Raw genomic sequence first — 26041 nt, forward strand, 5'->3', positions numbered from 1 at the left:
TCCGCGCCTCGATAGGGGCACGGTGATCCGCGCGGCCGACGACGACCTGCGCCCCTTTAGGGGCGCGGGGAACTGCGCGACCAGCCCCCACAACGCCGCACCCGACACTCAACACCCAGCGCTCAATCCTCATCCCCCACCTGAGGATCACGCCCCAGTCTCAGCCGCGCCCCGCCACCACCCACTTCGACGGCAACTCAATCCGCGCACCATCGGCCTGGAACTCCGTCGTGACAAGAGGCAGTTCCCCACTCGCCAGCACGGCAAGTCCAGCCGCCCGCAAGTACTCCGGCACCGCGGCGTCAGCCACGTCGCCGGGCACGATCCCGTGCCGGAAGACCGGCGCGAGCTTCGCCGGCGGCCCCTCGGGCCGCTGAGCGAGACCGCGCAGAACAGGCCCGGCCGCCTCGGCGAGCTCGACGAGGAAGGCGCGGCCCCGGTCGCCGACAAGCGTGGCGAGGCCGTCGACAAGCGACTGCCGATCACCGGGCTCACACTGGTGCAGCACGCCGCGCATATACACGTTGGCGTCGCCGATCTCGGCGTGCAGCCGCTCGGCCTCGGTCTTCTCGGCCGCGTCGACCAACCGGTAGGAGGCCTGCCCCGCCGGGTCCGCGTGCCGGGCGTGGTCGAGGGCGGCGCCCGACAGATCGGCGCCGACGACCCGTGGATAGCGGTCGGCGAGGAACCGGGTCTGGGTGCCGTTGCCGCAGCCGAGGTCCACGAAGGGCAGGCCGGGAGCCGCCAAGTGCGGTTCGAGCAGGGCGAGATGGACGCCTACGGTGACGTCCGGCTCGGCGTCCCAGAAGACGGCTCCCTGTTCGTCGGTGGCTTCCAGCCAGAAGCCCTCCCAGGCCTCCCTGTACCGAGTCGTCACGCTCATGCCAGCTCCCCAGGATGTGACCGCGGACCGCCGAAAAGTGACGGGCAGTCCGGTTTATCGCGCCCGGGGTGAACCGACAAGCACGCGGCGCACACCTTCACGGCTCATTCGACACCTGTACGCCGATGTGCGCCCCTCGCACCCCTCGCTCCCCCCAAGGGCTAGCGACGGGGCACGGCCAACTCGAACCACACCGTCTTGCCGGAACTGGTACGGCTGGTCCCCCACTCGCGCGCCAGCGTGCTGATCACCAGCATCCCGCGCCCGAACTCGTCGAGCCGGCGTGCGCTGAGCAGCGTCGGCAGCGTGTGGTCGTCGTCGTCCACCTCGCACAGCAGGGTGTCGCCCCTGACCAGCCGCAACTCGATCGGGCGGCTGTGGGAGTGCCGTACGGCATTGGTGACGAGCTCGCTAACCATCAACTCGGTGTGGTCGACAAGGGAGTTCAGACCCCACACGTGGAGCTGTTCACGGACCACGGCACGCGCCCTGCCGACCTCGGCGGGGTCGTGCCCGATCCGCCACCGAGCGACGTCCTCGGGTGCGATGCCGTTGAGCCGGGCCATCAGGAGCGCCACGTCGTCCTTGCGGCCGCCGCGGGTGTTGAGGGCGCGGATGATGGTGTCGCAGGCGTCGTCCATGGACGCGGCCGGGTGAGCGGCGGACTCGCAGAGCGTGGCGAGCCCGACTCCGATGTCCTCGCCGCGCACCTCGACCAGGCCGTCGGTGCACATCACGAGCCGGTCGCCGGGCGCCACCCGGACCCGTACGGACTCGAAGGGCACCCCGCCGACCCCGATGGGCGCGCCCGTCGGCAGGTCGAGCAGATCGCTGCGGCCGTCCTCGGCACGCACCAGCACGGGTGGGATATGGCCCGCGTTGGCGATCTCCAGCTCGCTCGCGATGGGGTCGTACACCGCGTACAGGCACGTCGCGAGGTAGTGCTCCCCGAGGCGCTGCGCCAAGTCGTCCAGATTGCGGAGGAGTTGGGCGGGCGGCAGGTCCAGGGCGGCCATCGTCTGCACGGCGGTCCGTAACTGCCCCATCATCGCCGCCGAGTTGAGGCCGTGACCCATGACGTCGCCGACGACGAGCGCGGTCCGCGACCCGGGCAGCTTGACCGAGTCGAACCAGTCGCCGCCGACCCGCCCCAGCAACGTGCCCGGCAGATAGCGGGTCGCGATGTCGCAGCCCGCCATGCGCGGCGCGATATGCGGCAGCATGCTGTCCTGGAGGGTCTCGGCGACGCTCTCCTGGTACGTGTACATGCGGGCGTTGTCGAGCACGAGCCCGGCACGGGCGGCGAGTTCGGCCCCGGTGACGCGGTCCATGTCGTTGAACTCGACGCGCTCCGGGTGGCGCAGGAGGATCATGAAGCCCAGCACCACGTTTCGGGCCTTGAGGGGCACGATCAGCATGGAGCGGTTGGTGATGAGGGGCCGGATGTCGCGCTTCTCGAACTGCGCGGCGATCATGTGCCCCATCTGCTCGCTGATCCGCGGCACGAGGACGGGCTCGCCGGTGGTCATGCACTGGAAGAACGGTGTGTGCGCCGGGAACGGCATGGCCTCGCCGACCGGCACGACGTCGTCCCAGCGACCGGGCTCGTCCGTGTGCTCCAGGGCGACGCGGTGCCACATGGTGGTCGTGTCGGGCACGCCCTCGGGGAAGCCCTCACCCGCGACGACCTGTTCGCGCAGATAGGTCCCGGCCACGTCCGTGAAGCGGGGCACCACGGCCTTGCTGACCTCGACGATCGTGCGGGACAGGTCGAGCGAGGTGCCGATGCGCCCGCTGACCTCGTTCAGGAACTCCAGGCGCTCGCGTACGGCGGCGTATTCGAGGTCCTCGCCCTCGTCCTCGGCGTCCGACGGCAGCGGCTTGCCCGACGCGGTCGCGGCGGCCGCCAGTTGCCGGCGTGCCTTGCGCTCGGCGCGCCGCGGCACGCCCCAGTCGGGGGTGACGGGCACCCGGTCGTTCTGGCTGAACTCCAGGACGGGGTAGCCCAGTTCGAGAACCTGCGCGACGATGCGGGCGCTCTCGCCGACGCTCATGCTGGGCAGGATCTCGGGCAGTCTGCGGGCCAGCTGCTCGGCGCCGGGAAAGTCGGTGTGCAGCGCGAAGCCGGGCGCGATGCGCTCCACGGCCACGCCTTCGCCGGTGTCCTCGTGGCGCAGCCCGTCCGCGTCGGCGGCGAGCACGAGGAGACGCTCCGAGCCGGGCCCCACCAGCGGATACGCCCACCACAGGACGTCGATCCGGTCACTTCCCGCCGTCGTGAGCCGCGCGCGGCCCGCCGCCGGATAGGACAACCGCCCGTCGAGGGACGACTCCAGATCGGGACCGAGCCCGTCGTACGCGGAGTACGACCCGTAGGGCGGGCCCTCGTCATCGTCGGGCAGAGCACCGGAGACAGGAAGCAGATCCACGGCGGGCCGCCCGACCGCTTCCTCCCTGGCGGCCCCGAACAGCCGCCGAGCCCCCCGGCTCCAGTGCGAGACCAGGCCCTCCCGGTCGACCACCACCACGGCCAGCGGAATCCGGCCCGCCGCAACACCGTTACCGGCCACGCGGCCGGGAGGTACGCCCATCTCGGTGCCACGGTCCATGGCCCAGGCCCTCTCTCCCACGGTCCGCAAAATTCTGTGCCGCCACAACCACGGTACGTCCGCGCCCGGTTGCCAGGTGTGCCATTGAGGGAAATAACTCCGGCGCACAACAGCGCCCCGTTAGGGGCGCAGGGGCTGGCGCCCCTTAGGGGCGCGGGGCTGTGACATTGTGCGGCTCCGCCGCGTGGGCGCGACCAGCCCCCACAACCCCGCAGCCGACTCTCAACCCTCAATCCTCATGCCCCAACTGCAGATCCCGCTCAGTCCGCCCACCCCCGGCCACCTGCAAAACAGTGGCCACCGGCGGGTACCCGGCCGCGATCACCGTGTACTCCCCCGACGAAAGATCAACGAACCGGAACGTTCCATCAGCCCCCGTGGTCAACGTATCCACCACATTCCCGGCGGCATCGAGCAACGTCACCCGCGCATCCTCAACAGGCCGCCCCCCACTGGCCCGCACGGTCCCCCGCAACACCGCCCCACCCGCGAGCTCCACATCCTGCCGAGTCTCCCGAGCGGCCTGGACACTCACAGGGAGAGCAGCCGGCCGAAACGCCGGCGCGCTCGAGGCCAGCGTGTACTCCCCCGCCACCAACTCGGTGATGACATACCCCCCTTCACGCCCGCTGCGAGTCGTGGCGACCACCTCGCCATGCACATTGGTGAGCGTGACCGCCGCGTCCCGCACAGGCGTCCCGTCCGCCGTCACCACGCTTCCGGCCAACCGCCCCGCACCACCGAGCACCACGTCCAGCTCAACGGGCCGCTCGCCGACCGTGACGCTGACGGCCTGCGGCTGATGCCCGCCCGCCGCGGCGATCAGGACGTACGCCCCCGACCCGGGCGTCGACAACGCGTACCGCCCGTCCTCCCCGCTCGCCCCCCGCCCGATCTGGTGCCCCGCGACGTCGATGAGCGTGAGCGCGGCACGGGGCACGACGGTGCCGTCGGGATGCTGCACCGTGCCGCAGACGGGGACTCCGGCGGCGTACGACGAACGGGCCTGCGGGATCGAGGTGTTGAAGGGCGCGGTCTCGGGGTCGGCGGCGGGGGTGTGGTGGGACACCAGAGGTTTCTCCTTGAGGAAGAAGGCGACGAGCAGGCCCAGGACTAGCACCGGCACGAGGTAGAGGAAGATCCGCGGCATGGCGTCGGCGTACGCGGCGATGTAGCCGTCGCGCACCTCGGCGGGCAGCGCGTGGACGAGCTGCGGGGTGATGGACTCGGGGTCGGGCAGACCGGCCCCGGCGGTGGCCTCGGCGGGCAGCCGTTCGGCGAGGGAGTCGGCGAGCCGGTCGGCGAAGAGCGTGCCGAAGATCGCGGCCCCGACGCTGCCGCCGATCTGCCGGAAGTAGTTGTTCGCGCTGGTCGCGGTGCCGAGGTCGTGCGGGTGCACGGAGTTCTGCACGGCGAGGATCAGCACCGGCATGACCAGGCCGATCCCGGCGCCGAGCACGGCCATCCAGACGCTGTAGTGCAGCCGGGGCGTGTCGGCTTCGAGCCGCGACAGGAGCCACATGCCGATGACGGAGAGGGCGCCGCCGAGGATCGGGTAGATCTTGTAGTGACCGCCTCGGCTGATCAGCTGTCCCGAGACGACCGAGGCGCCGACGATGCCGCCCATCATCGGGAGCATGAGCAGCCCGGACTCGGTGGCGGTGGCGCCGTCGACCATCTGCAGGAAGGTGGGGAGATAGCTGGCCGCGCCGAAGAGCGCGACACCGACGATCACGCCGACGAGACCGGTGACATTGAAGACCCCGTCGCGGAACAGCCGCAGCGGGATGAGGGGTTCGGCCGCGAAGTGCTCGGCGACGAGGAAGAGAATCGTCGCGGCGACGGCTCCGGCGCCGAGCCCCAGGATGACGCGCGAGTCCCACGCGTATTCCGTACCGCCCCAACTGGTCAGCAGCACAAGGCAGGTTGAGGCGACGGCGAGCAGCAGTGCGCCGACTACGTCGAGGCGTGGCTTGGCGGTGGGCTTCGGCAGCTTGAGCACGACGGCCACGACGGCGAGCGTGACCAGGCCGAAGGGCACGTTGATGTAGAAGCACCAGCGCCAGGAGAGATGATCGGTGAAGTAGCCGCCGAGCAGCGGTCCCGCGACCGAGGCGAGGCCGAACGCGGCGCCGATCAGGCCCATGAAGCGGCCGCGTTCCCGGGGCGGCACGATGTCCGCGATGATCGCCTGGACGCCGATCATGAGACCGCCCGCGCCCACGCCCTGGACCGCACGGAAGGCGATCAACTGGTCCATGGTGCGCGACCATCCGGCCAGCGCGGAGCCCACGACGAAGACGACGATCGCGAACTGGAAGACGCCCTTGCGGCCGTAGAGATCGCCCAACTTGCCGTAGACGGGCAGTCCCACGGTGGAGGTGAGCAGATACGCGGTGATCGCCCAGGACATCTTGTCCAGGCCGTGCAGCTCCCCGACGATCTTCGGGAGTGCGGTGGCGACGATCATCTGCTCCAGCGCGGCGAGCAGCAGCGCCAGCATCAGCGCGAAGAAGACCATGCGCACGCGGCGCGGGCTGAGCGCCTCGAACTGCTGGGATCCCGGAGGCCCTTGAGGCGGATCGGAGAGCGGAGCCGTAACGCCTCGTTCGCTCTCCGCCAGAGTCGTCCCGCCCACGTGCTGCTCCCCTCGTCGCGCCTGCGCGGCCCATTTCTCGCATTACGCGACAACTGGGAGCAAGCGCGACGAGTCGCCCTCCTTCGGGCTTCAAAGGACGTAATCGCCGGTGGGAGCCCTACAGCGTACGACTGAGCCGTACCGAAAACCACTCGAAACGGTGAGCGTGAGAATCGCGCGGAAGCACCTGGCCGCGCGCCCCGGGAAGCGCCGGCAGGACTACTTCTCCACCCCTACTTCTTCGCCTCGACTTCTCCGCCTCTACTTCTCCACCTCGGTGGCGAGCTTCGCCAGCACCGCGTCGTAGATCCGGCCGAGTCCCTTGGGCGCGAAGGTCTTCTCGAAGAAGCCGCCGATGCCGCCGGCACCCTTCCAGACGGTGGTCACGACGACCCTGGACTTGCCCTCGCCTGCCGGAGTGACCCGCCAGGTGGTCACCATCGAGGAGTTGCGGTCCTTCTCGACGAGCTCGCCGTCGGTGGGCTCGGTCACCTCGAGGAGGCAGTCACGGATGCGCTTGCTGGTGGCCTGGAGCTTCCAGTGGACGAGGCTGCCCTCGCCGTCACCGCCCTCGCGCACCTCGTACTCGCTGAAGTGCTCGGTCAGGAGCTTCGCACGCGTGCCGCTGTAGTCGGCCAGCGCATCGAACACGTCGTCCGGCTGAGCCGCTACGACTCGCTCCGTGGTGGCCTCGACCTGCGCCATTGCGTTCCTCCAGCACTCGGAATCTCGGGGGTCACGGCAAAGCCAACCACCACGCGCCCGAGCCGCCCAAATCGGGGTCCCCCAAGGGGCGTGGAACCTCGACGCCACGCCCGTCGAATATGAGTTCGCACGATCAAGGGAACATGTGTTCTATTCTGTGGCCAGTGCTATCGAGGAGGCGTCATGCGCTGGGAGAACCTCACAGTGGAGTCCGGCGGCAACCCGCCCGGGAACGCCGCGCTGTTCGGCGCGGACGCGGTGACCACCCGTACGTTCGACACTCCCGAGTTCCGTGGAATCACCTTCCACGAGATCCGGGCCAGGTCGATCGTGAACCGCGTGCCGGGGGCCTCACGCATGCCCTTCGAGTGGACGGTCAACCCCTATCGGGGGTGCACGCACGCGTGTGTCTACTGTTTCGCCCGCAAGACCCACAGCTATCTGGACCTCGACACGGGTCTCGGCTTCGACAGCCAGATAGTGGTGAAGGTGAACGCCCCGGAGCTGCTGCGGCGGCAGTTGGGCTCGCGGCGCTGGCTCGGCGAGCACATCGCGATGGGCACGAACGTGGACTGCTATCAGCGCGCCGAGGGCCGCTACCAGCTGATGCCCGGCATCATCGCGGCCCTGCGCGACCACGCGAACCCCTTCTCCATCCTGACGAAAGGCACGCTGATCCTGCGTGACCTCGGCCTCCTCAAGCAGGCGGCCGCCGTCACCGAGGTCGGGATCTCGGTCTCCGTGGGCTTCACCGACCAAGAGCTGTGGCGGACCGTGGAACCGGGCACGCCCGCCCCGGAGCGCCGCCTCGACGTCGTCCGCACGCTGAGCGAACACGGCATCGGGTGCGGGGTCCTGATGGCCCCGGTGCTCCCCTTCCTGAGCGACGATTCGTCCCAACTGCGCGCGACGGTACGGGCGATCGCCGCGTCCGGCGCAACCTCGGTGACCCCGCTCGTGCTGCATCTGCGGCCGGGGGCACGCGAGTGGTTCATGAGCTGGCTGGCGCACTACCACCCGCATCTGGTGCGCCGTTACGAGCGGCTGTACGCGGAGGGCGCGTACGCCCCGAAGTGGTACCAGCGCCGGATCACCCGTCAGGTCCACGAACTGGCTGAGGAGTACGGGATAGGTCCCACGCGCGCGGGGATGCCCCGCAGGCTCCCGGTACCGGAACCGGTCGTTCCGGGACCGACTCAACTCACGCTTCTCTGACGCGTCTCCACCTGCTCCGACCAGCGCATCTCCCCGGCATCCGGCCGCATCCCGCGCCTCAATTGGGTCAACTCTTGCCAGAAGCGGTCCTTCCGGGGGCCCGTTCCGGGACGATACGGCGTGGGCCGTGGCGTGCACGGCTCAAAACCTCCGTCCCGGGAGGCGTCATGCTGCATCTCCCCGGGGGACAACCCCCGGACCCCCGGCCGGGAAAGCCGGCCAGATTGCGCAGTCAGCACTCCGATGCGAGGCGATTCTTCGTGAACCGACGCGCAGCCGCTCTGTGCGGCGCCGCGGCCGTGGTGGCCGGAATGATCACAGCGATCCCGGCCGACGCGAGCTCGGGCTCCGCGACCGCACCGCGCACCACGCAGGCCACCGACGCGGCGAAGCTCACCTGGAAGAAGTGCGGCACCGAGGACTATCCGACGCTCCAGTGTGCGTCCCTGAAGGTGCCGCTCGACCACGCGAACCCGCACGGCGAGCGCATCACGCTCGCGCTGTCACGGGTCCCGCACACCTCGAAGAAGTACCAGGGCCCCCTGCTGGTGAACCCGGGCGGCCCCGGCGGCAGCGGTCTCACGCTCGCCGGGTTCGTCGCGGCCTCGCTGCCGAAGGAGGTGGCGTCGCAGTACGACGTCATCGGCTTCGACCCGCGCGGCGTCGGCGCGAGCAAGCCCGCCCTGAACTGCAGGCCGGGGCACTTCTCACCGGTACGCCCCGACTCCGTGCCGAGCACTGAGGCCATCGAGAAGGCCAACCTCGACCGTGCGCAGGCCTTCGCGCAGGCGTGCGGCACGAAGTACGCGAAGCTGCTGCCGTACATCGACACGGTGAGCGCGGTCCAGGACATGGACGCGATCCGCCGCGCGCTCGGCGCCAAGAAGATCAACTACTTCGGGTACTCGTACGGCACCTACCTGGGCGCCGTCTACGCGAGGCTGTACCCGGACCGGGTCCGGCGCATGGTGCTCGACTCGATCGTCGACCCCACCGGTGTGTGGTACGACGACAACATCGCGCAGGACTACGCCTTCAACGACCGCCACCGGGCCTTCATGGCGTGGGTCGCCAAGCACAACGCGACGTACAAGCTCGGCACCGATCCGGAGAAGATCGAGGCCAAGTGGTACGCGATGCGGGCGGCGCTGGCGAAGAAGCCCGCGGACAACACGGTGGGCGCCTCCGAACTGGAGGACACGTTCATCCCCGGCGGCTACTTCAACGGCTACTGGCCGTACCTCGCCGAGGCGTTCGCGGCCTTCGTGAACGACAAGAACGACGACCCGCTGGTCGAGGCGTACGAGAACTTCGCCGCCGTCGACGCCGCGGGCGACAACGGCTACAGCATCTACGCCTCGGTGCAGTGCCGTGACGCGGCCTGGCCGCGCGACTGGAACCAGTGGCGCGACGACAACTGGGCCGTGTACGAGAAGGCACCGTTCATGACCTGGAACAACGCCTGGTACAACGCGCCGTGCGCGTTCTGGCCGACGGACTCACTCGAGCCCGTGGACGTCTCCAACGACTCGGTGCCGCCGGTGCTGCTGTTCCAGGCGACGGACGACGCGGCCACCCCGTACGAGGGCGGCGTCACGGTCCATCAGCTGCTGGGCGGCTCCAGCCTGGTGGTCGAGGAAGGCGGTGGGAACCACGGCATCACGCTGAGCGGGAACACCTGCCTGGACCAGCACCTGGCCACGTATCTGACCACCGGCCGGGTGCCGCGCAGCGGCGGTGAGGTCGACGCGGTGTGCGAGCCGCTGCCCGAGCCGCAGCCGCTGAGCACGAAGTCCTCGGACTCGCGCGGCTCGACGCTGCACGGACTGATCGGATTCCGGGGCTGAGCCTCGGCAAGTGAGCGGTGAACGCCCGTCGGGGGCGTTGTCAGTGCCGTGGTGCAGGATTGATCCATGGCCGAACTGACTCGCATTTCCGCCCCCGACGGGGTCGCCCCCGCCGCCGCGTACTCGCATGTCGTGATGGGCACGGGCCGCTTCGTGGCGGTCTCCGGCCAGGTCGCACTCGACGAGGACGGCAAGCTCGTCGGTGCGGGCGACCCGGCGGCGCAGGCCCGTCAGGTCTTCGCGAACCTGCTGCGCTGTCTGACCGCGGCCGGAGCCACCTTCGACGACGTGGTCAAACTGACCTTCTTCGTCACGGACATGGCCTACATGCCGGCCGTCCGCGCGGCCCGGGACGAGCACATATCCCTCGACCGCCTCCCGGCCGCCTCGGCCGTGCAGGTCGCCGGCCTGGTGCACCCGGAGTTCCTGATGGAGATCGAGGCGTACGCGGTGCTGCCCGAGTGATCCACGGGCCCTCCGTAATTCACGGGAACCCTCGCCCGCGGCCGCCTAGGGTGCGGCCATGGACGACCGCTCTCCTATGCGCATTCACATCCGCGAGATGACTCTGGACGACTGTCTCCGCGTGGCCGAGATCCGGGTACGCGGCTGGCAGACCGCGTACCAGGGGATGATGCCGCGGACGTACCTCGACGGTCTCGACCTCGAGGACGAGGTCCAGCGCCGGCGAACGCTCTTCGCGCAGGCCGGTGAGGGCGTGGTGAACCTCGTCGCGGAGTGGGGCGGCGAGGTCGTCGGCTGGGCGTGCCACGGCCCGTACCGGGAGGATGAACTCCGCACCGGGGACGCCGAGTTGTACGCGATCTACGTGCACCCCGACCGGCTCGCGCGCGGTGTGGGCCGCGCCCTGCTGCGGGAGTCCACCGCCCGCTGCGGCGCCGCGGGGCACGACCGGATGCTGCTGTGGGTGCTCAAGGAGAACGCGAGCGCGCGTCGCTTCTACGAGAAGGCCGGTTTCGTCGCGGACGGCGCCGAGGAGCCCTTCGAGGTGGACGGTGCCGAGGTGCCCGAAGTGCGTTACGTCCGGGTGCTGGGCGGTGCCTGAAGGAGGCGTGTGCTGGGCGGCTCCTGAAGGGGGCTCACGTCCTGAGGGCTCACGCCCCGTTCACGTCTTGAGGGTTCGCGTCTTGAGCGTTCGCGTCTTGATTGTCGGCGTCCTGAGGACTCCCGCCCTGAGGGCTCGCGTCCTGAGGCAGGCTCACGCAGAACACCGCGCCGTTCGGCCGGCCCGGTTCGTACCAGGCGTCGCCGCCGTTGGCGCGGGCCAGGCTGCGGGCGATCCACAGGCCGAGGCCGGTGCCCTCGGTGGCCGCCGCGGTGGCGGGGTCGCGGCGGTAGCGCTCGAAGAGGTGCGGAACGAACGACTCGGGCACCCCCGGGCCGTGGTCCGCGACGCGCAGTTCGATGCGTCCGCCGGTGGCGCGAGCCGTGATCTCCACGGGCTCCCGGCCGTAGGCGAGCGCGTTCTCCAGGTAGTCGGTGAAGATCTCGGCGAAGCCCACGCGGTCGACGCGCGTCACCAGATGCGCCGGCACGGCGAGTCGTAGATCGCGGCCGCGGGCCTCGGACTCGGCGAGCCGTTCCAGCAGGAAGCCCAGCACCTCCACCGGCTCCGGCACACCCTGCTGCCAGGCTCCGTCGATGCGGGCGGCGGTGAGGAGTTTACGGACGAGCGACTGCAGCCGGGCCGTGCGCTCGGCGATCCGCTCGACCAGTTCCGCCCGCCGCTCGTCCGTCAGATCGGGCGGCGGCTCCCGCAGTACGTGCACCAGGGCGCCCAGAGCCGCGAGCGGATTGTGCAGCTGGTGCGCGGCCACCGCGACGACCACGCTCTGGTGCTCCAGAGCGGACTGGAGGACGTGGTCGGCCTGCCGCCGGCGGGTTCCGTCGCGCAGCGCGGCCACGTACAGATGGCGGTCGTCCAGCTGGGCGAGGGTGACCCGCATCTCGACGACCTTGCTGCGGCCGTTCGGCAGGACCAGCGTCACCTCGGTGGACTCGCCGTCGACCAGCGGAAAGCCGAACACGGAGCCGACCAGCTCGTCCGCGGTCCGCTCCAGCAGCGCCTCCGCGGCCGGATTGCAGGCCCGTACGCAGCCGTCGCCGTCGACCGCGACGATGCCGTCCGGCGCGGCCAGCATCATGGCCTGGTACAGATCCCGCGGCCCGTCGTCAGTCATCGCGATCGTCCCTGCGGCCCTTCCCCTGATCCGCTGATCCGTCCGCCGAACCGGTCCCCCTCATGTCTCCCCGTTCCCCTCCTTCATCTCCCGCCCGTCGAGCAGACCCAGCGCCGCGGCGGCCCGATCGATGTCGGACAGATCGCCGATCACGCGGCGCGCGGGCGGCGGGGTGGCACGCACCACGGTGGGCGTCGCGAGGACCCGTTCCTCGTCCGCCCGCCCAGGCTCTCCGGCGGCGTCGACGACCCTGATCTCGAAGCGGTCGGGGATGTGCGTACGGCACATCAGGCGGAGATCGGCCAGCGCGGCCGTCGACCGCTCGGTGCGCCCGGACACATACAGCACGAACGAGTAGGTCTTCACCTTCGGCGTCCTCTCGTCGCCTGCCGCGCTCCAGCCGCACCCGACGTCCCTCCCCCAACTCTGGACCGCGCCAAGGGCGTTGGGCCAGATGCGGGGAACACATTTCCGGGTACGGCCGGGACCTGCTGGGCCGTACGGCACTACCCTCGAAGCGCATCGCCACGACCGGCCCGGGGAGAGCCGGCCGTCCGGAGGGGGAGGATCCGGGATGATCCGCGTGCTCGTGGTCGAGGACCAGCGTGCGCTGGCCGACGCCCTGGCCATCGCCATCGCGGCGCAGCCCGACCTGGCCTGCGGCGAAGCGGTGGGCACGGTCGACGAGGCGTTGCGGGAGGCGGCCCGTCGGCCGCCCGCCGTGGTGCTGATGGACATTCATCTGCCGGGCAAGGACGGTATCGAGGGCACCCGGCTGCTGAAGGCCGCTCATCCCGCCACCCGAGTCGTCGTCCTCACGGCGGACGCGACCCCCGACCAGCTGGCCCGGGCGGTGGCGGCGGGTGCCTCGGCGTTCCTCGCGAAGCACAGCGCTTTCGGGGACATCCTCACCGCGATCCGCACGACCGCCAGCGGCAAGCTCCTGGTGGAGGAGTCGACACTGGCGGCCCGGCTCCCGGAACGGCAGTGGGAGCGGAGCGGGCTGACCCGCCGGGAGCACGAGGTGCTGGCCCTGCTCGCCCAGGGGCTCGGCCTCAAGGCGATCGCGGACCGGCTCGTGCTCAGCCGGCACACGGTACGCGGTCATGTGAAGAGCGTCCTGGTGAAGCTGGGCGCGCACAGCCAGCTGGAGGCCGTGGTCACGGCGACCCGCCTCGGGATCCTGCCGCGCCAGACCACGTAGCACCGTCAGAACTCGATCACGGGGCGCCGCCAGAACTCGACCACGTACCACCGCCAGAACTCATAGAACGGTGAATCAGCCCATCTGAGGGGGCCGTTCGCCCCGCCTGGGGGATGTCCGCCCGGGCACCCGCTCCCTATTGTGCGGAGCGTGCGGCTGCCCACGACAGCGGTTCGCGCCGCTGCCGGCGACTTCCCGAATCCCACGTCGCACCCAGCCAGGCGGCCGCACGGACTGGGGCCGCCGGGGAGCAGGGCCCGGGCACATGCGCGGAGATGACGGCAGTTCGGATCCCGCGACGTTCGTCCGCCTGCCGGTCGCCCGTCTCCCGCCGGGCGAGCCCCCGGCGGTCCCGCCTCATCAAGCAGGCACGCCTCACGCCCGTGTTCGCGTGCCCTTATTCGCGTGGCGTGCGCTGTGCCGGCAGCCGCTTCAGCGCACCGGCCGCCGCCTGGGCCAGCGCCGGGCGGGCGAGGGCCTCGTTCAGGACGGGACGGGCGCGTTCGTCGCCCAGGACGCCGAGGCCTTCCACGCAGGCGATGGCGACCCGGCGATAGGGATCGTGTGGACGGAATCTGCGGGCCAGGGTGGTGATCAGCGCGGGCACGGCCTCAGGAGCGCGCAGCTCGACCAGGAGCCGTACCGGATGGAGCGCGTAGGCGACCCGCAGTTCGTTGGTGGCCAGGGCGGCCGCCGCGCGCGCGGTGCGCGGATCGCCGAGCCGGGCCAAGGCGTACGCGGCGGAGGCGCAGCGCTGCGGGTCGCGGTGGTTGAGCAGCAGGACGAGTGCCTCGAAGGCCCGCCGGTCCCCGGCGACGCCGAGCCGGAAGGCGGCCAACTCCCGGGCCCACAGCGGCCGTTCGGGAGCGATCAGCACCTCGGCCAGCTCGTCGAGATCATCGGTCGAGATCAGCCGCTCGTACGCGTATGACGCCGCCGCACCCGCCTCATGCCGTAAGCGCTGGGTGATCGATCGCAACTCTTCGTCCATGACACCGAGCCTATCGGCGACGTACGTCACATTCTCCGGGGACTGGCGCGCTCGTTACCCGCGAGTTAAGCTCAATCGAGCGAGTTACCCACTCGCGGACTTGCTCGTGGTGGCCTGGTGACGCAGCCGCCATGGGTGTTGGTCGGTTCGGTACTTCGTGTACCTCAGTACGACACGGCTCCGGGACAGGGCCGGTCGGGTTTTCCTCACCGCTTCGCGGGCCTGCGTTTCGGCCCGCGGACGGCACCGGGCGTGTGCGCTTCGTAGCCCGGCATCACCCGCAACCTCCGCACTGCGTGCGCCTGTCGGCGTATCCGGGTGCGTCCCTCAGTCGTCACTCATTTCTGGAGTCCCGCGATGGCCACTCCCCTGCCCGACCCCTCCCTTCCCTCTGCGTCCCCGCTCAAGACCGTCGCGGTCGTCGGCCTCGGCACGATGGGCACCGGCATCGCCGAGGTCCTGGCCAAGGCCGGCCGCGAGGTCGTCGGCATCGACATCAGCGAGGCCGCCGCCGCCCAGGCCGTCACCGCGATCGAGTCCTCGACGGCCCGCGCCGTGCAGCGCGGGCGCCTCACCGAGCAGGAGCGCGGCGACGCCCTCGCCCGCCTGCGCACCTCCACCGACCTGCGGGCCGCGGCCGACGCCGATCTGGTGATCGAGGTGGCTCCGGAGTCGTATGAGATCAAGCACCAGATCTTCCGCGAGCTGGACGGCATCGTGCGTCCGGAGACGATCCTGGCGACCGGCACGAACGCCCTGTCCGTGACGCGCCTGGCCGCCGACTCGGCGCGCCCCGAGCGCGTCCTGGGCCTGCACTTCTTCAACCCGGCCCCCGCGATGAAGCTGGTCGAGGTCGTCTCGTCCGTGCTGACCGCGCCGGGCGCCGTCGCCGCCGTCACGGACCTCGCCCTCGAACTCGGCAAGGAGCCCGTCGCGGTCGGCGACCGCCCCGGCTTCGTCGCCGACGGGCTGCTTTTCGGCTACCTCAACCAGGCCGCCGCGATGTACGAGGCGAAGTACGCCAGCCGCGAGGACATCGACGCCGCGATGCGGCTCGGCTGCGGCCTGCCCATGGGCCCGCTCGCCCTCCTGGACCTGATCGGCGTGGACACCGCGCGTACGGTCCTGGAGGCCATGTACGCCGAGTCTCACGACCGGCTGCACGCTCCCGCGCCCATCCTCAAGCAGCTCAGCGAGGCGGGCCTGACCGGTCGCAAGTCGGGGCGCGGCTTCTACACGTACGAGGCCCCGGGCAGCGCGACCGTGGTGCGGGACGCGCTGACTCCCCTGGAGGGCGCCTCCCTGATGCCCGGTCGTACCGTCCGCTCGGTCGGCGTCGCGGGCTCCGGGACCATGGCGTCCGGTATCGCCGAGGTCTTCGCGAAGGCCGGGTACGAGGTCGTTCTCGCGGCGCGCAGCGAGGAGAAGGCGCAGGCCGCCAAGGCCCGTATCGGCAAGTCGCTTTCGCGTTCTGTCGACAAGGGGCGGATGACCGCCGAGGCGGCCGCCGAGACGCTGGGGCGGATCTCTCCGGCGGGCTCGTACGACGCCTTCGCCGAGGTCGATCTGGCACTGGAGGCCGTCGCCGAGGACCTGGAGGTCAAGCAGCAGCTGTTCGAGGTGTTCGACAAGGTCTGCAAGCCGGGCGCGATCCTGGCCACCACGACGTCGTCGCTGCCCGTCGTCGCCTGCGCCCGCGCGACCTCGCGGCCGCAGGACGTGATCGGTATGCACTTCTTCAACCCGGCCCCGGCGATGAAGCTGGTCGAGGTCGTCCGGACCGTCCTGACGGCGGACGACGTGCACGCCACGGTCCGTGAGGTCTGCGCGAAGGTCCGCAAGCATCCGGTGGACTGCGGTGACCGGGCGGGCTTCATCGTGAACGCGCTGCTGTTTCCGTACCTGAACAACGCGATCAAGATGGTCCAGGAGCACTACGCCTCGCTCGACGACATCGACGCCGCGATGAAGCTGGGCGGCGGCTACCCGATGGGCCCCTTCGAGCTCCTCGACGTGGTCGGCCTCGACGTCTCGCTGGCCATCGAGAAGGTCCTGCACCGCGAGTTCCGCGACCCGGGCCTCGCCCCGGCGCCCCTCCTGGAGCACCTGGTGGCCGCGGGCTGCCTCGGCCGCAAGACGGGCCGCGGCTTCCGCGAATATGCCCGCCACTGAGCCACACGACCTCCGGCCCGGGCACCGCCCCGGAGCCGCTCCCGCAGCCAGGCCTGCGAACCTGCCCGCGAACAGTCCCGGCCCCCGCCGAGGGGCCGGGACTGAACCCGGAAACGGAAACGGAAACGGGAACGGGGCGGGAGTCGAGGTCGGCTCCGGGTCCGGGGTCGGGGTCGGGAACAGGTCCAGGGTGTGGCCCGCCACAGGGACCGGAACACGACCCGGCGGCCGGTCCGGAAACGGTGTCGGCGGCGGGTCCGAGGCGCAGCCCGGCGCAGGGGCCGACGGCCGGTCCCAGGCGCAGCCCGGCGCAGGAGCCGACGGCCAGTCCCAGGCGCAGCCCGGAGCTGGGGCCGAGGCGCGGCCCGGCGCAGGGTCCGAGGCGCAACCCAGCGCAGGGGCCGACGGCCGGTCCCAGGCGCAGCCCGGAGCTGGGACCGGCGGCCGGTCCGAGGCGTGGGTCGGTGCTGGGGCCGGTGAGCCGTCCGGTGGTTGGTTCGAGGAGCGGGCGGGCTGGGGTGGGCTGCTTGACCCCGCAGCCTCCCCGCCGGCGGCCCTCCGTGGGGAAAGACCCGGTCATGAGCGCCCCGCCGCGTACATGCAGTACGTTCGGGGCATGTCCCAGCCCGCCAAGTCCTCCCGTACACCAGCTACGCCCGACGCCCCGGAGAGTGCCGCGGGCAGCCGCGCAGCAGCGCAGCGGCTCAAGATGCGCCGAGAACTGGCGGCCGCCGCGATGGAGCTGTTCGCGACGAAGGGGTACGAGGCGACGACCGTCGACGAGATCGCGGCCGCGGCAGGGGTCGCCCGGCGCACCTTCTTCCGGCACTTCCGCTCCAAGGAAGAGGCGATCTTCCCGGACCACGACGACACCCTGATCCGCGCCGAGGCCGTGCTCAACGCGGCGCCGGCGCACGAGCACCCGCTCGACACCGTGTGCCGCGGCATCAAGGAAGTCATGAAGATGTACGCGGCCCGGCCGGAGATCTCGGTGTCGCGCTACAAGCTCACGCGCGAGGTACCGACGTTGCGGGAGGCGGAGATCGCGTCCGTGGCGCGGTACGAGCGGCTGTTCACCCGCTATCTCCTCGGACACTTCGACGAGCACGCACACGACGACGACGCCAACGACGACCCGCTGCTCGCCGAGGTCGCCGCGTCCGCCGTGGTCACGGCCCACAACCACGTCCTGCGGCGGTGGCTGCGGGCCGGCGGGCAGGGAGACGTCGAGGCTCAGCTGGATCATGCCTTCGCCATCGTCCGGAAGACCTTCGGCACGGGGATAGGGGCCGGACGGGAAACCGCACCGCTGTCCGCGCCCGCGTCCGCCGCGTCCATGGAGGGCGAGGTGCTGGTGACCGTCGCCCGTGTCGACGCTCCGTTGCATCAGGTCATGCGCACCATCGAGCAGGCACTCAAGGAGCGGTCGTAGGGAACTTCCCGCAAGCTGAAGGGGCACGCCCGCGAGGGTGCTGCCCCTTTTTGCTTCCTTTTCGCCCGCCCTCTGATCGATCATCGCTCATCTGTTACCGGCAGATGACAAGTGAGAGAAATTGTTGGCACTCGGTGCCTTGCTAGATGACACGGCGTGCCATACGTTGAAGGTGTCCGGGCGGCCGGCGTGCAGAGATCCTTCGTACGCCGGCTGTCCCCGCAAACCATTGGTCTGCGCGCCCGGACGCCTGCGTCACAGGCAACCTTCCGCGCCACAAAGCGCTGCCGAGCACCACCCTCCGCCGAACCGACGGCACTGCCTCACACCAGCAGCAACCACCCCGACGTAACCCTCAGCGTTCCCCTCAGACGCTCATCGCCGGAGGCAACACCGTGAAGGAAATCCTGGACGCGATTCAGTCGCCGGAGTCGACCTCCGCCGACTTCGCCGCGCTGCCGCTGCCCGACTCGTACCGCGCGATCACCGTGCACAAGGACGAGACGGAGATGTTCACCGGGCTCACCACCCGTGACAAGGACCCCCGCAAGTCGCTGCACCTGGACGAGGTCCCGGTCCCCGAACTCGGCCCGGGCGAGGCCCTGGTGGCCGTGATGGCCTCCTCGGTCAACTACAACTCGGTGTGGACGTCGATCTTCGAGCCGATGGCGACCTTCGGCTTCCTCGAGCGCTACGGCAAGCTCAGCGAGCTCACCAAGCGCCACGACCTGCCGTACCACATCATCGGCTCCGACCTCGCGGGCGTCGTCCTGCGCACCGGGCCCGGCGTCAACGCCTGGCAGCCCGGTGACGAGGTCGTCGCGCACTGCCTGTCCGTCGAGCTGGAGTCGTCCGACGGCCACAACGACACGATGCTCGACCCCGAGCAGCGCATCTGGGGCTTCGAGACCAACTTCGGCGGTCTCGCCGAGATCGCGCTCGTGAAGTCCAACCAGCTGATGCCGAAGCCCGACCACCTGAGCTGGGAGGAGGCCGCCGCTCCGGGGCTCGTGAACTCCACGGCCTACCGGCAGCTCGTCTCCCGCAACGGCGCCGGCATGAAGCAGGGCGACAATGTCCTCATCTGGGGCGCGAGCGGCGGACTCGGCTCGTACGCCACCCAGTTCGCGCTCGCCGGCGGTGCCAACCCCATCTGTGTGGTCTCCAGCCCGCAGAAGGCCGACATCTGCCGCGCCATGGGCGCCGAGGCGATCATCGACCGCAACGCCGAGGACTACAAGTTCTGGCGGGACGAGCACCACCAGGACCCGAAGGAGTGGAAGCGCTTCGGCAAGCGCATCCGCGAGCTCACCGGCGGCGAGGACGTGGACATCGTCTTCGAGCACCCGGGCCGTGAGACCTTCGGCGCTTCCGTCTACGTCACGCGCAAGGGCGGCACGATCGTCACCTGCGCCTCGACCTCGGGCTACAACCACGAGTACGACAACCGCTACCTGTGGATGTCCCTGAAGCGCATCATCGGCTCGCACTTCGCCAACTACCGCGAGGCCTGGGAGGCCAACCGGCTCATCGCGAAGGGCAAGATCCACCCGACGCTCTCCAGGGTGTACTCGCTGGAAGAGACCGGGCAGGCCGCGTACGACGTGCACCGCAACCTCCACCAGGGCAAGGTCGGCGTGCTCGCGCTGGCGCCCGAGGAGGGCCTGGGTGTGCGCGACCCGGAGATGCGGGCCAAGCACGTCGACGCCATCAACCGCTTCCGGAACATCTGAGGTTCATCGATGACAGAGCGTCAGAAGGACCGGCCGTGGCTCATGAGGACCTATGCCGGTCACTCCACGGCAGAGGCGTCCAACGAGCTGTACCGGCGCAACCTCGCCAAGGGCCAGACGGGTCTGTCGGTCGCGTTCGACCTGCCGACGCAGACCGGGTACGACCCCGACCACATCCTCGCCCGCGGCGAGGTCGGCCGGGTCGGGGTGCCGGTCTCGCATCTCGGTGACATGCGCCGTCTGTTCCAGGACATCCCCCTGGAGCAGATGAACACCTCGATGACCATCAACGCCACCGCCATGTGGCTGCTGGCGCTCTATCAGGTCGTCGCCGAGGAGCAGGGCGCCGACATCACCAAGCTCCAGGGGACGACCCAGAACGACATCGTGAAGGAGTACCTGTCGCGGGGCACGCACGTCTTCCCGCCGGGTCCCTCGCTCCGTCTGACGACGGACATGATCTGCTACACGGTCAACAACATCCCCAAGTGGAACCCGATCAACATCTGCAGCTACCACCTGCAGGAGGCGGGAGCCACCCCGGTCCAGGAGATCGCGTACGCGATGTCCACCGCGATCGCCGTCCTGGACGCGGTGTTCGCGTCGGGCCAGATCGCCGAGGAGCAGAAGGGCGACGTGGTCGCGCGCATCTCCTTCTTCGTGAACGCGGGCGTCCGCTTCGTCGAGGAGATGTGCAAGATGCGGGCGTTCGGCCGCATCTGGGACAGGATCACGCGCGAGCGGTACGGGATCGAGAACCCCAAGCACCGGCGCTTCCGTTACGGGGTCCAGGTCAACTCCCTCGGTCTGACCGAGGCCCAGCCGGAGAACAACGTCCAGCGCATCGTGCTCGAGATGCTGGCCGTGACCCTCTCGAAGGACGCACGCGCGCGTGCCGTGCAACTCCCGGCCTGGAACGAGGCGTTGGGCCTCCCCCGTCCCTGGGACCAGCAGTGGTCGCTGCGGATGCAGCAGGTGCTCGCGTACGAGAGCGATCTGCTGGAGTACGCGGACATCTTCGAGGGCTCGCACGTCATCGAGGCCAAGGTGGCGGAGCTGGTCGAGGAGTCGTTCGCCGAGATCGACCGGATCCAGGAGATGGGCGGCGCGATGGCCGCCGTCGAGTCGGGCTATCTGAAGTCGCAGCTCGTCTCCTCGCACGCCGAGCGCCGGGCCCGTATCGAGTCCGGTCAGGAGAAGATCGTCGGCGTCAACGTCTTCGAGTCGACCGAGCCGAACCCGCTCACCGCCGATCTGGACGCGGCGATCCACACGGCCGACCCGACGGTCGAGGCCCGCGTGGTCGCCGCACTGCGGCACTGGCGCGACACCCGCTACCAGCCGCCCTTCAACCACCCGCGCCCCTGCAAGGCCCTGGAGCGCCTGAAGGAGGCCGCGAAGGGCACCGGCAACCTCATGGAGGCCACCCTGGAGTGCGCCCGCGCCGGGGTCACGACCGGCGAGTGGGCCGGGGCCCTGCGCGAGGTGTTCGGCGAGTTCCGCGCGCCGACCGGTGTGTCCTCCGCGCCCGTCGCGGTGACCGCCGAGGAGGGCACGGCGCTGGCACAGGTCCGCCGCAAGGTCGAGCTGACCGCGCAGGACATGGGCGTCGGCAAGCTCCGCTTCCTGGTGGGCAAGCCGGGCCTGGACGGGCACTCCAACGGCGCCGAGCAGATCGCCGTGCGGGCCCGCGACGCCGGGTTCGAGGTGGTCTACCAGGGCATCCGGCTCACGCCCGAGGAGATCGTGGCCGCGGCCGTCGCCGAGGACGTGCACGGCGTCGGCCTGTCCATCCTGTCCGGCTCGCACGCGCAGTTGGTGCCGGACGTGCTGGAGCGGCTGCGCGAGGCCGGCGCGGCCGACATCCCGGTGATCGCCGGCGGGATCATCCCGAACGCCGACGCCGAACAGCTGCGGGCCGCCGGAGTGGCCGCGGTCTTCACCCCGAAGGACTTCGACATCACCGGAATCATCGGCCGTATCGTCGACGAGATCCGCAAAGCCAACAAGCTCGACCCCCTGGAGGTCCCCGCATGACCACGCCCGTCAACCGTCTGCGCCCGCGTCGCTCCTGCCTCGCGGTGCCGGGAAGCAACCCCCGCTTCCTGGAGAAGGCGCAGGGGCTCCCGGCCGACCAGGTCTTCCTCGACCTGGAGGACGCGTGCGCGCCGCTGGCCAAGCCCGAGGCGCGGCACACCATCGTGAAGTTCCTCAACGAGGGCGACTGGACGGGCAAGACGCGGGTCGTGCGCGTGAACGACTGGACGACCGAGTGGACGTACCGCGATGTCGTCACCGTCGTGGAGGGCGCGGGCCCGAACCTCGACTGCATCATGCTGCCGAAGGTCCAGGACGCCCAGCAGGTCGTCGCCCTGGACCTCCTGCTGACGCAGATCGAGAAGACGATGGGCTTCGAGGTCGGCAAGATCGGTATCGAGGCGCAGATCGAGAACGCCAAGGGTCTCAACAACGTCAACGAGATCGCCCAGGCGTCCCCGCGCGTCGAGACGATCATCTTCGGCCCGGCCGACTTCATGGCGTCGATCAACATGAAGTCGCTGGTCGTGGGCGAGCAGCCGCCCGGCTACCCGGCGGACGCCTACCACTACATCCTGATGAAGATCCTGATGGCCGCCCGTGCCAACAACCTCCAGGCGATCGACGGCCCCTACCTGCAGATCCGCAACGTCGACGGCTACCGCGAGGTCGCCCAGCGCGCCGCCGCCCTCGGCTTCGACGGCAAGTGGGTGCTGCACCCGGGCCAGGTCGAGGCGTCCAACGAGATCTTCTCGCCGTCCCAGGAGGACTTCGACCACGCCGAGCTGATCCTGGACGCGTACGAGTACTACACGTCCGAGGCGGGCGGCAAGAAGGGCTCCGCGATGATCGGCGACGAGATGATCGACGAGGCCAGCCGCAAGATGGCGCTCGTGATCAGCGGCAAGGGCCGGGCCGCCGGCATGACCCGCACGTCCAAGTTCGAAGCGCCCTCCGCCTGACTCGGCCAGGCAGTTCGGAATCACAAAAAACCCTCATCCCCCAGGCCCCGAAGGGGCCTAGGGGGCATACCAGCCCGGAGGGCGAGACCATGCAGTTCGGCCGCACCTACGAAGAGTTCACAGTCGGCGACGTCTACAAGCACTGGCCGGGAAAGACCGTCACCGAGTACGACGACCACCTCTTCTGTCTCCTGACGATGAACCACCACCCGCTCCACATGGACGCCAACTATGCGGAGAACACGACGGACTTCGGGAAGAACGTCGTCGTGGGGAACTACATCTACTCGCTGCTGCTCGGCATGTCGGTCCCGGACGTGTCCGGCAAGGCGATCGCCAACCTGGAGGTCGAGTCGCTGAAGCACGTGGCGCCGACCTTCCACGGCGACACGATCTACGGCGAGACGACGGTCCTCGACAAGACGCCCTCCAGGTCGAAGAACGACCGCGGGATCGTCCATGTCGAGACCAAGGGCTACAAGCAGGACGGCACGCTGGTCTGCGTGTTCCGCCGCAAGGTGATGGTCCCCACCGAGACGTACATCAAGGAGCGCGGCGGCGAGCAGCCCGGCCGGCCCCAGCTGAAGGAGCAGGAGAAGTAGCCATGGCGCGACTCGCCCAGACCGCCGGTCTGACCGACATCCAGCAGGAGATCCTGTCCACCGTCCGGGACTTCGTGGACAAGGAGATCATCCCGGTCGCGACCGAGCTGGAGCACCGCGACGAGTACCCGCAGCAGATCGTCGACGGGCTCAAGGAGTTGGGTCTCTTCGGCCTGATGATCCCCGAGGAGTACGGGGGTCTGGGTGAGTCGCTCCTCACCTACGCGCTGTGCGTGGAGGAGATCGCGCGCGGCTGGATGTCGGTGTCCGGCATCATCAACACCCACTTCATCGTGGCGTACATGCTCAAGCAGCACGGCACACAGGAGCAGAAGGAGTACTTCCTGCCGCGCATGGCGGCGGGCGAGGTGCGGGGCGCGTTCTCCATGTCGGAGCCCGCCCTTGGCTCGGACGTCTCGGCGATCACGTCGAAGGCGGTCAAGGACGGCGACGAGTACGTCCTGAACGGTCAGAAGATGTGGCTGACGAACGGCGGTACGTCGACGCTCGTGGCCGTTCTCGTGAAGAGTGACGAAGGACACCCGGAGGGCACCGCGCCCCACAAGTCGATGACAACCTTCCTGGTCGAGAAGGAGCCCGGCTTCGGTGAGGTCCGCCCCGGCCTGACCATCCCCGGGAAGATCGACAAGATGGGCTACAAGGGCGTCGACACGACCGAGCTCATCATGGATGGCCTGCGGATTCCGGCCAATCGTGTGCTCGGCGGGGAGACCGGCCGAGGGTTTTACCAAATGATGGACGGGGTCGAGGTCGGCCGGGTCAATGTGGCGGCCCGTGGCTGCGGTGTCGCCCAGCGTGCGTTCGAGCTGGGTGTCTCCTATGCCCAGCAGCGTCACACTTTCGGCAAGGCGATCGCCCAGCACCAGGCGATCCAGTTCAAGCTGGCCGAGATGGCTACCAAGGTCGAGGCCGCCCATGCGATGATGGTGAACGCGGCACGCAAAAAGGACTCCGGGGAGCGAAACGACCTCGAGGCAGGGATGGCGAAGTACCTCGCCTCCGAATACTGCAAGGAGGTCGTGGAAGACGCCTTCCGGATCCACGGCGGCTACGGCTTCTCCAAGGAGTACGAGATCGAGCGCCTCTACCGTGAGGCTCCGATGCTGCTCATCGGTGAAGGTACCGCCGAGATCCAGAAAATGATCATCGGGCGCAGACTGCTCGAAGAGTATCGACTCCAGGGTTAGATGGACCGATTCGGGGTGTTTTCATCGAGAAGAAGGTCACACCCCGTCAGCGCTCTTCGGCCGCCGACTCGGCTTCCTGGCTTGCCCAGTTGTGGCCTGCGACCGGTACGATCCCGGGAAAGCCGCCGTCCCCCGTTACAGCGCGGCATCATCCGCTACGAAGGTCATCCATGCCCCACAGCCAAACCTCTGCACCACGCGTCAGCTTCCTCAATGGACGCCTCGCGCGCGGAGCATCGCCGTGGCTCCTCCCGACCGTCGCCACCGCAGCCCTCAGCCTGGTACGCGCGCGCAAGTCCGGCGCCGCCAAGGCCGTGGCCGTACCCGCCACCGCACTGGCGGCGGGCATGCTGTGGTTCTTCCGCGACCCCGAGCGCGAGATCGCCTCGGGCCGGGTCATCTCGCCGGCCGACGGTGTGGTGCAGAGCATCATGCCGTGGAAGGACGGGCGTACCCGCGTCGCGATCTTCATGAGCCCGCTGAACGTCCACGTCAACCGCGCGCCTCTCTCCGGCACGGTCGCGTCGGTGGAGCACATCCCCGGCGGGTTCGTTCCGGCGTTCAACAAGGAGAGCGAGAACAACGAGCGCGTTGTCTGGCACTTCGACACCGAACTCGGCGACATCGAGATGATCCAGATCGCCGGTGCGGTCGCTCGGCGTATCGTGCCGTACATCCCTCAGGGCACCAAGGTCGAGCAGGGCGACCGGATCGGGCTGATCCGCTTCGGGTCGCGCGTCGACATCTACCTCCCCGAGGGTGTCGAGGTCGACGTGGAGGTCGGCCAGAAGACCGTGGCTGGGGTGACTCGCATTGACCGTGATTGATCCCGAGACCCAGGCGGGCTGGGTGCCGGAGGCCGACGAGCTGGACGACGAGGAGGAGATGCCGCTCTCTCTCCGCCTCTCGATAGCGGACACCCTCACTCTGGGTAACGCCACATGCGGCTTCATGGCGGTGTACTTCACCACCACCGGCATCCTCATCCCGCACCTCACGGGCAGCCAGGAGTCGGGCATGGCCCGGAACAGCGCGGCCACGGCCGTGATCCTGATGCTGTGCGCGGCGGTCTTCGACCTCTTCGACGGACTGGTGGCCCGCAAGCTGCGCTCCTCCCCCATGGGCGCGGAGCTCGACAACCTCTCGGACCTGATCAGCTTCGGTCTGGCACCGGCGTACTTCGTCCTTGTCTACGGCATGGTCGCGGACGACGCACAGCAGCGAGTGGCGGCGGTGGGGGCCATCGTGGTCCTGCTGGCGGTCGTGCTGCGGCTCGCCAGATTCTCGTGCGTGACGGTGAAGGACGGCACGTTCCAGGGCATGCCGTCACCGTTCGGGGCGCTGACCGTGGTGTCCATCGTGCTGCTGGAGCTGCCCTTCGTCGCCACGCTCATGGCGATCCTCGGCACCGCGTGGCTGATGGTGAGCCGCGTCGAGTACCCGAAGCCGCGGGGCCGCCTCGCGGTGGCGATGCTCTCCTGGATCGTGCTCAGCATGGGTCTGCTGACGGCCTGGGCGTTCGACGCCCCCGGCGGCCAGCTCCTGCTGCAGACCGGCTGCGCGCTGCAGCTGGTGACGGGTGCGGTGATCCCCCTCTTCGCG

The 26041-nt window shown here is 69.6% G+C and carries 21 protein-coding genes; 14 read left to right on the plus strand and 7 right to left on the minus strand.

Features of this window, described 5'->3' with window-relative positions; translation table 11 throughout:
• Positions 1–160: 160 nt before the first annotated feature.
• The 4 genes from GAS53_RS18125 to GAS53_RS18140 form a co-directional block, all read right to left on the minus strand.
• On the minus strand, positions 161–883 hold the full coding sequence (locus tag GAS53_RS18125; protein WP_151478650.1) for a methyltransferase domain-containing protein: 723 nt from the start codon (positions 881–883) through the stop codon (positions 161–163).
• Positions 884–1044: 161 nt separating this feature from the next.
• Entirely contained in the window at positions 1045–3492 is a 2448-nt protein-coding gene (locus tag GAS53_RS18130) for an ATP-binding SpoIIE family protein phosphatase (protein WP_151478651.1), read from the minus strand.
• A gap of 229 nt (positions 3493–3721) precedes the next feature.
• Positions 3722–6130 carry an MFS transporter gene (locus tag GAS53_RS18135; protein ID WP_192583157.1) on the minus strand — a complete coding sequence of 803 codons (2409 nt, stop codon included), beginning with the start codon at positions 6128–6130 and terminating at the stop codon, positions 3722–3724.
• Between the two features lie 261 nt (positions 6131–6391).
• Positions 6392–6835 carry an SRPBCC family protein gene (locus GAS53_RS18140; RefSeq protein WP_151478652.1) on the minus strand — a complete coding sequence of 148 codons (444 nt, stop codon included), beginning with the start codon at positions 6833–6835 and terminating at the stop codon, positions 6392–6394.
• Between the two features lie 183 nt (positions 6836–7018).
• Here GAS53_RS18140 and GAS53_RS18145 point away from each other — a divergent pair, with 183 nt between their 5' ends.
• From GAS53_RS18145 to GAS53_RS18160, 4 genes are all read left to right on the plus strand, one after another.
• Positions 7019–8050, plus strand: coding sequence for an Rv2578c family radical SAM protein (locus GAS53_RS18145; RefSeq protein WP_151478653.1), 1032 nt, complete (start codon positions 7019–7021; stop codon positions 8048–8050).
• A 260-nt stretch (positions 8051–8310) separates the two neighbouring features.
• Positions 8311–9897, plus strand: coding sequence for an alpha/beta hydrolase (locus GAS53_RS18150; RefSeq protein WP_151478654.1), 1587 nt, complete (start codon positions 8311–8313; stop codon positions 9895–9897).
• Positions 9898–9963: 66 nt separating this feature from the next.
• The gene (locus GAS53_RS18155; RefSeq protein WP_151478655.1) at positions 9964–10362 is read left to right on the plus strand and encodes a RidA family protein; all 399 of its coding nucleotides are present in this window, start codon (positions 9964–9966) and stop codon (positions 10360–10362) included.
• Between the two features lie 58 nt (positions 10363–10420).
• Complete coding sequence (locus GAS53_RS18160) at positions 10421–10963, plus strand: GNAT family N-acetyltransferase (RefSeq protein ID WP_225858969.1); 543 nt, start codon at positions 10421–10423, stop codon at positions 10961–10963.
• Between the two features lie 49 nt (positions 10964–11012).
• On the opposite strand, the gene GAS53_RS18165 is transcribed toward GAS53_RS18160, so the two are convergent.
• On the minus strand, positions 11013–12098 hold the full coding sequence (locus GAS53_RS18165) for a sensor histidine kinase (protein ID WP_151478656.1): 1086 nt from the start codon (positions 12096–12098) through the stop codon (positions 11013–11015).
• 60 nt (positions 12099–12158) lie between these two features.
• Positions 12159–12464: a circadian clock KaiB family protein gene (locus tag GAS53_RS56340; RefSeq protein ID WP_225858970.1), complete on the minus strand. Its 306-nt coding sequence runs from the start codon at positions 12462–12464 to the stop codon at positions 12159–12161.
• A gap of 208 nt (positions 12465–12672) precedes the next feature.
• Between GAS53_RS56340 and GAS53_RS18175 the strand changes: the two genes are divergently transcribed.
• On the plus strand, positions 12673–13302 hold the full coding sequence (locus tag GAS53_RS18175; protein WP_192583158.1) for a response regulator transcription factor: 630 nt from the start codon (positions 12673–12675) through the stop codon (positions 13300–13302).
• 397 nt (positions 13303–13699) lie between these two features.
• Here the strand turns inward: GAS53_RS18175 and GAS53_RS18180 are convergent, their stop codons facing one another.
• The gene (locus GAS53_RS18180; RefSeq protein ID WP_151478659.1) at positions 13700–14293 is read right to left on the minus strand and encodes an adenylosuccinate lyase; all 594 of its coding nucleotides are present in this window, start codon (positions 14291–14293) and stop codon (positions 13700–13702) included.
• Positions 14294–14650: 357 nt separating this feature from the next.
• Here GAS53_RS18180 and GAS53_RS18185 point away from each other — a divergent pair, with 357 nt between their 5' ends.
• From GAS53_RS18185 to pssA, 9 genes are all read left to right on the plus strand, one after another.
• The gene (locus GAS53_RS18185; protein ID WP_151478660.1) at positions 14651–16465 is read left to right on the plus strand and encodes a 3-hydroxyacyl-CoA dehydrogenase family protein; all 1815 of its coding nucleotides are present in this window, start codon (positions 14651–14653) and stop codon (positions 16463–16465) included.
• A 616-nt stretch (positions 16466–17081) separates the two neighbouring features.
• Positions 17082–17897 (plus strand): TetR family transcriptional regulator, encoded by an 816-nt coding sequence (locus tag GAS53_RS18190; protein WP_192583159.1) that lies wholly within the window; start codon positions 17082–17084, stop codon positions 17895–17897.
• Positions 17898–18292: 395 nt separating this feature from the next.
• Positions 18293–19630 (plus strand): crotonyl-CoA carboxylase/reductase, encoded by a 1338-nt coding sequence (ccrA, locus tag GAS53_RS18195; RefSeq protein ID WP_151478661.1) that lies wholly within the window; start codon positions 18293–18295, stop codon positions 19628–19630.
• A gap of 9 nt (positions 19631–19639) precedes the next feature.
• Positions 19640–21667 (plus strand): protein meaA, encoded by a 2028-nt coding sequence (locus GAS53_RS18200; protein ID WP_151478662.1) that lies wholly within the window; start codon positions 19640–19642, stop codon positions 21665–21667.
• The gene (locus tag GAS53_RS18205) at positions 21664–22629 is read left to right on the plus strand and encodes an HpcH/HpaI aldolase/citrate lyase family protein (protein ID WP_151478663.1); all 966 of its coding nucleotides are present in this window, start codon (positions 21664–21666) and stop codon (positions 22627–22629) included. Before GAS53_RS18200 ends, GAS53_RS18205 begins: the two co-directional genes overlap by 4 nt.
• Positions 22630–22718: 89 nt before the next feature.
• On the plus strand, positions 22719–23231 hold the full coding sequence (locus GAS53_RS18210; RefSeq protein WP_151478664.1) for a MaoC family dehydratase: 513 nt from the start codon (positions 22719–22721) through the stop codon (positions 23229–23231).
• A 2-nt stretch (positions 23232–23233) separates the two neighbouring features.
• Positions 23234–24439: an acyl-CoA dehydrogenase family protein gene (locus GAS53_RS18215; RefSeq protein WP_151478665.1), complete on the plus strand. Its 1206-nt coding sequence runs from the start codon at positions 23234–23236 to the stop codon at positions 24437–24439.
• A 170-nt stretch (positions 24440–24609) separates the two neighbouring features.
• Positions 24610–25266, plus strand: a complete 657-nt coding sequence (locus tag GAS53_RS18220; protein WP_151478666.1) for a phosphatidylserine decarboxylase — start codon at positions 24610–24612, stop codon at positions 25264–25266.
• A gap of 22 nt (positions 25267–25288) precedes the next feature.
• Positions 25289–26041, plus strand: a 753-nt coding sequence (gene pssA / locus GAS53_RS18225; RefSeq protein ID WP_151478683.1) for a CDP-diacylglycerol--serine O-phosphatidyltransferase, incomplete at its 3' end; no start/stop codon positions are given.

The organism is Streptomyces albicerus, assembly GCF_008905045.1.
Classification (GTDB): domain Bacteria; phylum Actinomycetota; class Actinomycetes; order Streptomycetales; family Streptomycetaceae; genus Streptomyces; species Streptomyces albicerus.

Excerpts from the sequence above, each read along its gene's own strand:
- GAS53_RS18125 (WP_151478650.1), bottom strand. The coding sequence starts at position 883 with ATGAGCGTGACGACTCGGTACAGGGAGGCCTGGGAGGGCTTCTGGCTG.
- GAS53_RS18130 (WP_151478651.1), bottom strand. The coding sequence starts at position 3,492 with ATGGACCGTGGCACCGAGATGGGCGTACCTCCCGGCCGCGTGGCCGGT.
- GAS53_RS18140 (WP_151478652.1), bottom strand. The coding sequence starts at position 6,835 with ATGGCGCAGGTCGAGGCCACCACGGAGCGAGTCGTAGCGGCTCAGCCG.
- GAS53_RS18145 (WP_151478653.1), top strand. The coding sequence starts at position 7,019 with ATGCGCTGGGAGAACCTCACAGTGGAGTCCGGCGGCAACCCGCCCGGG.
- GAS53_RS18155 (WP_151478655.1), top strand. The coding sequence starts at position 9,964 with ATGGCCGAACTGACTCGCATTTCCGCCCCCGACGGGGTCGCCCCCGCC.
- GAS53_RS18160 (WP_225858969.1), top strand. The coding sequence starts at position 10,421 with ATGGACGACCGCTCTCCTATGCGCATTCACATCCGCGAGATGACTCTG.
- GAS53_RS18165 (WP_151478656.1), bottom strand. The coding sequence starts at position 12,098 with ATGACTGACGACGGGCCGCGGGATCTGTACCAGGCCATGATGCTGGCC.
- GAS53_RS18175 (WP_192583158.1), top strand. The coding sequence starts at position 12,673 with ATGATCCGCGTGCTCGTGGTCGAGGACCAGCGTGCGCTGGCCGACGCC.
- GAS53_RS18180 (WP_151478659.1), bottom strand. The coding sequence starts at position 14,293 with ATGGACGAAGAGTTGCGATCGATCACCCAGCGCTTACGGCATGAGGCG.
- GAS53_RS18185 (WP_151478660.1), top strand. The coding sequence starts at position 14,651 with ATGGCCACTCCCCTGCCCGACCCCTCCCTTCCCTCTGCGTCCCCGCTC.
- GAS53_RS18190 (WP_192583159.1), top strand. The coding sequence starts at position 17,082 with ATGTCCCAGCCCGCCAAGTCCTCCCGTACACCAGCTACGCCCGACGCC.
- GAS53_RS18200 (WP_151478662.1), top strand. The coding sequence starts at position 19,640 with ATGACAGAGCGTCAGAAGGACCGGCCGTGGCTCATGAGGACCTATGCC.
- GAS53_RS18205 (WP_151478663.1), top strand. The coding sequence starts at position 21,664 with ATGACCACGCCCGTCAACCGTCTGCGCCCGCGTCGCTCCTGCCTCGCG.
- GAS53_RS18210 (WP_151478664.1), top strand. The coding sequence starts at position 22,719 with ATGCAGTTCGGCCGCACCTACGAAGAGTTCACAGTCGGCGACGTCTAC.
- GAS53_RS18215 (WP_151478665.1), top strand. The coding sequence starts at position 23,234 with ATGGCGCGACTCGCCCAGACCGCCGGTCTGACCGACATCCAGCAGGAG.
- GAS53_RS18220 (WP_151478666.1), top strand. The coding sequence starts at position 24,610 with ATGCCCCACAGCCAAACCTCTGCACCACGCGTCAGCTTCCTCAATGGA.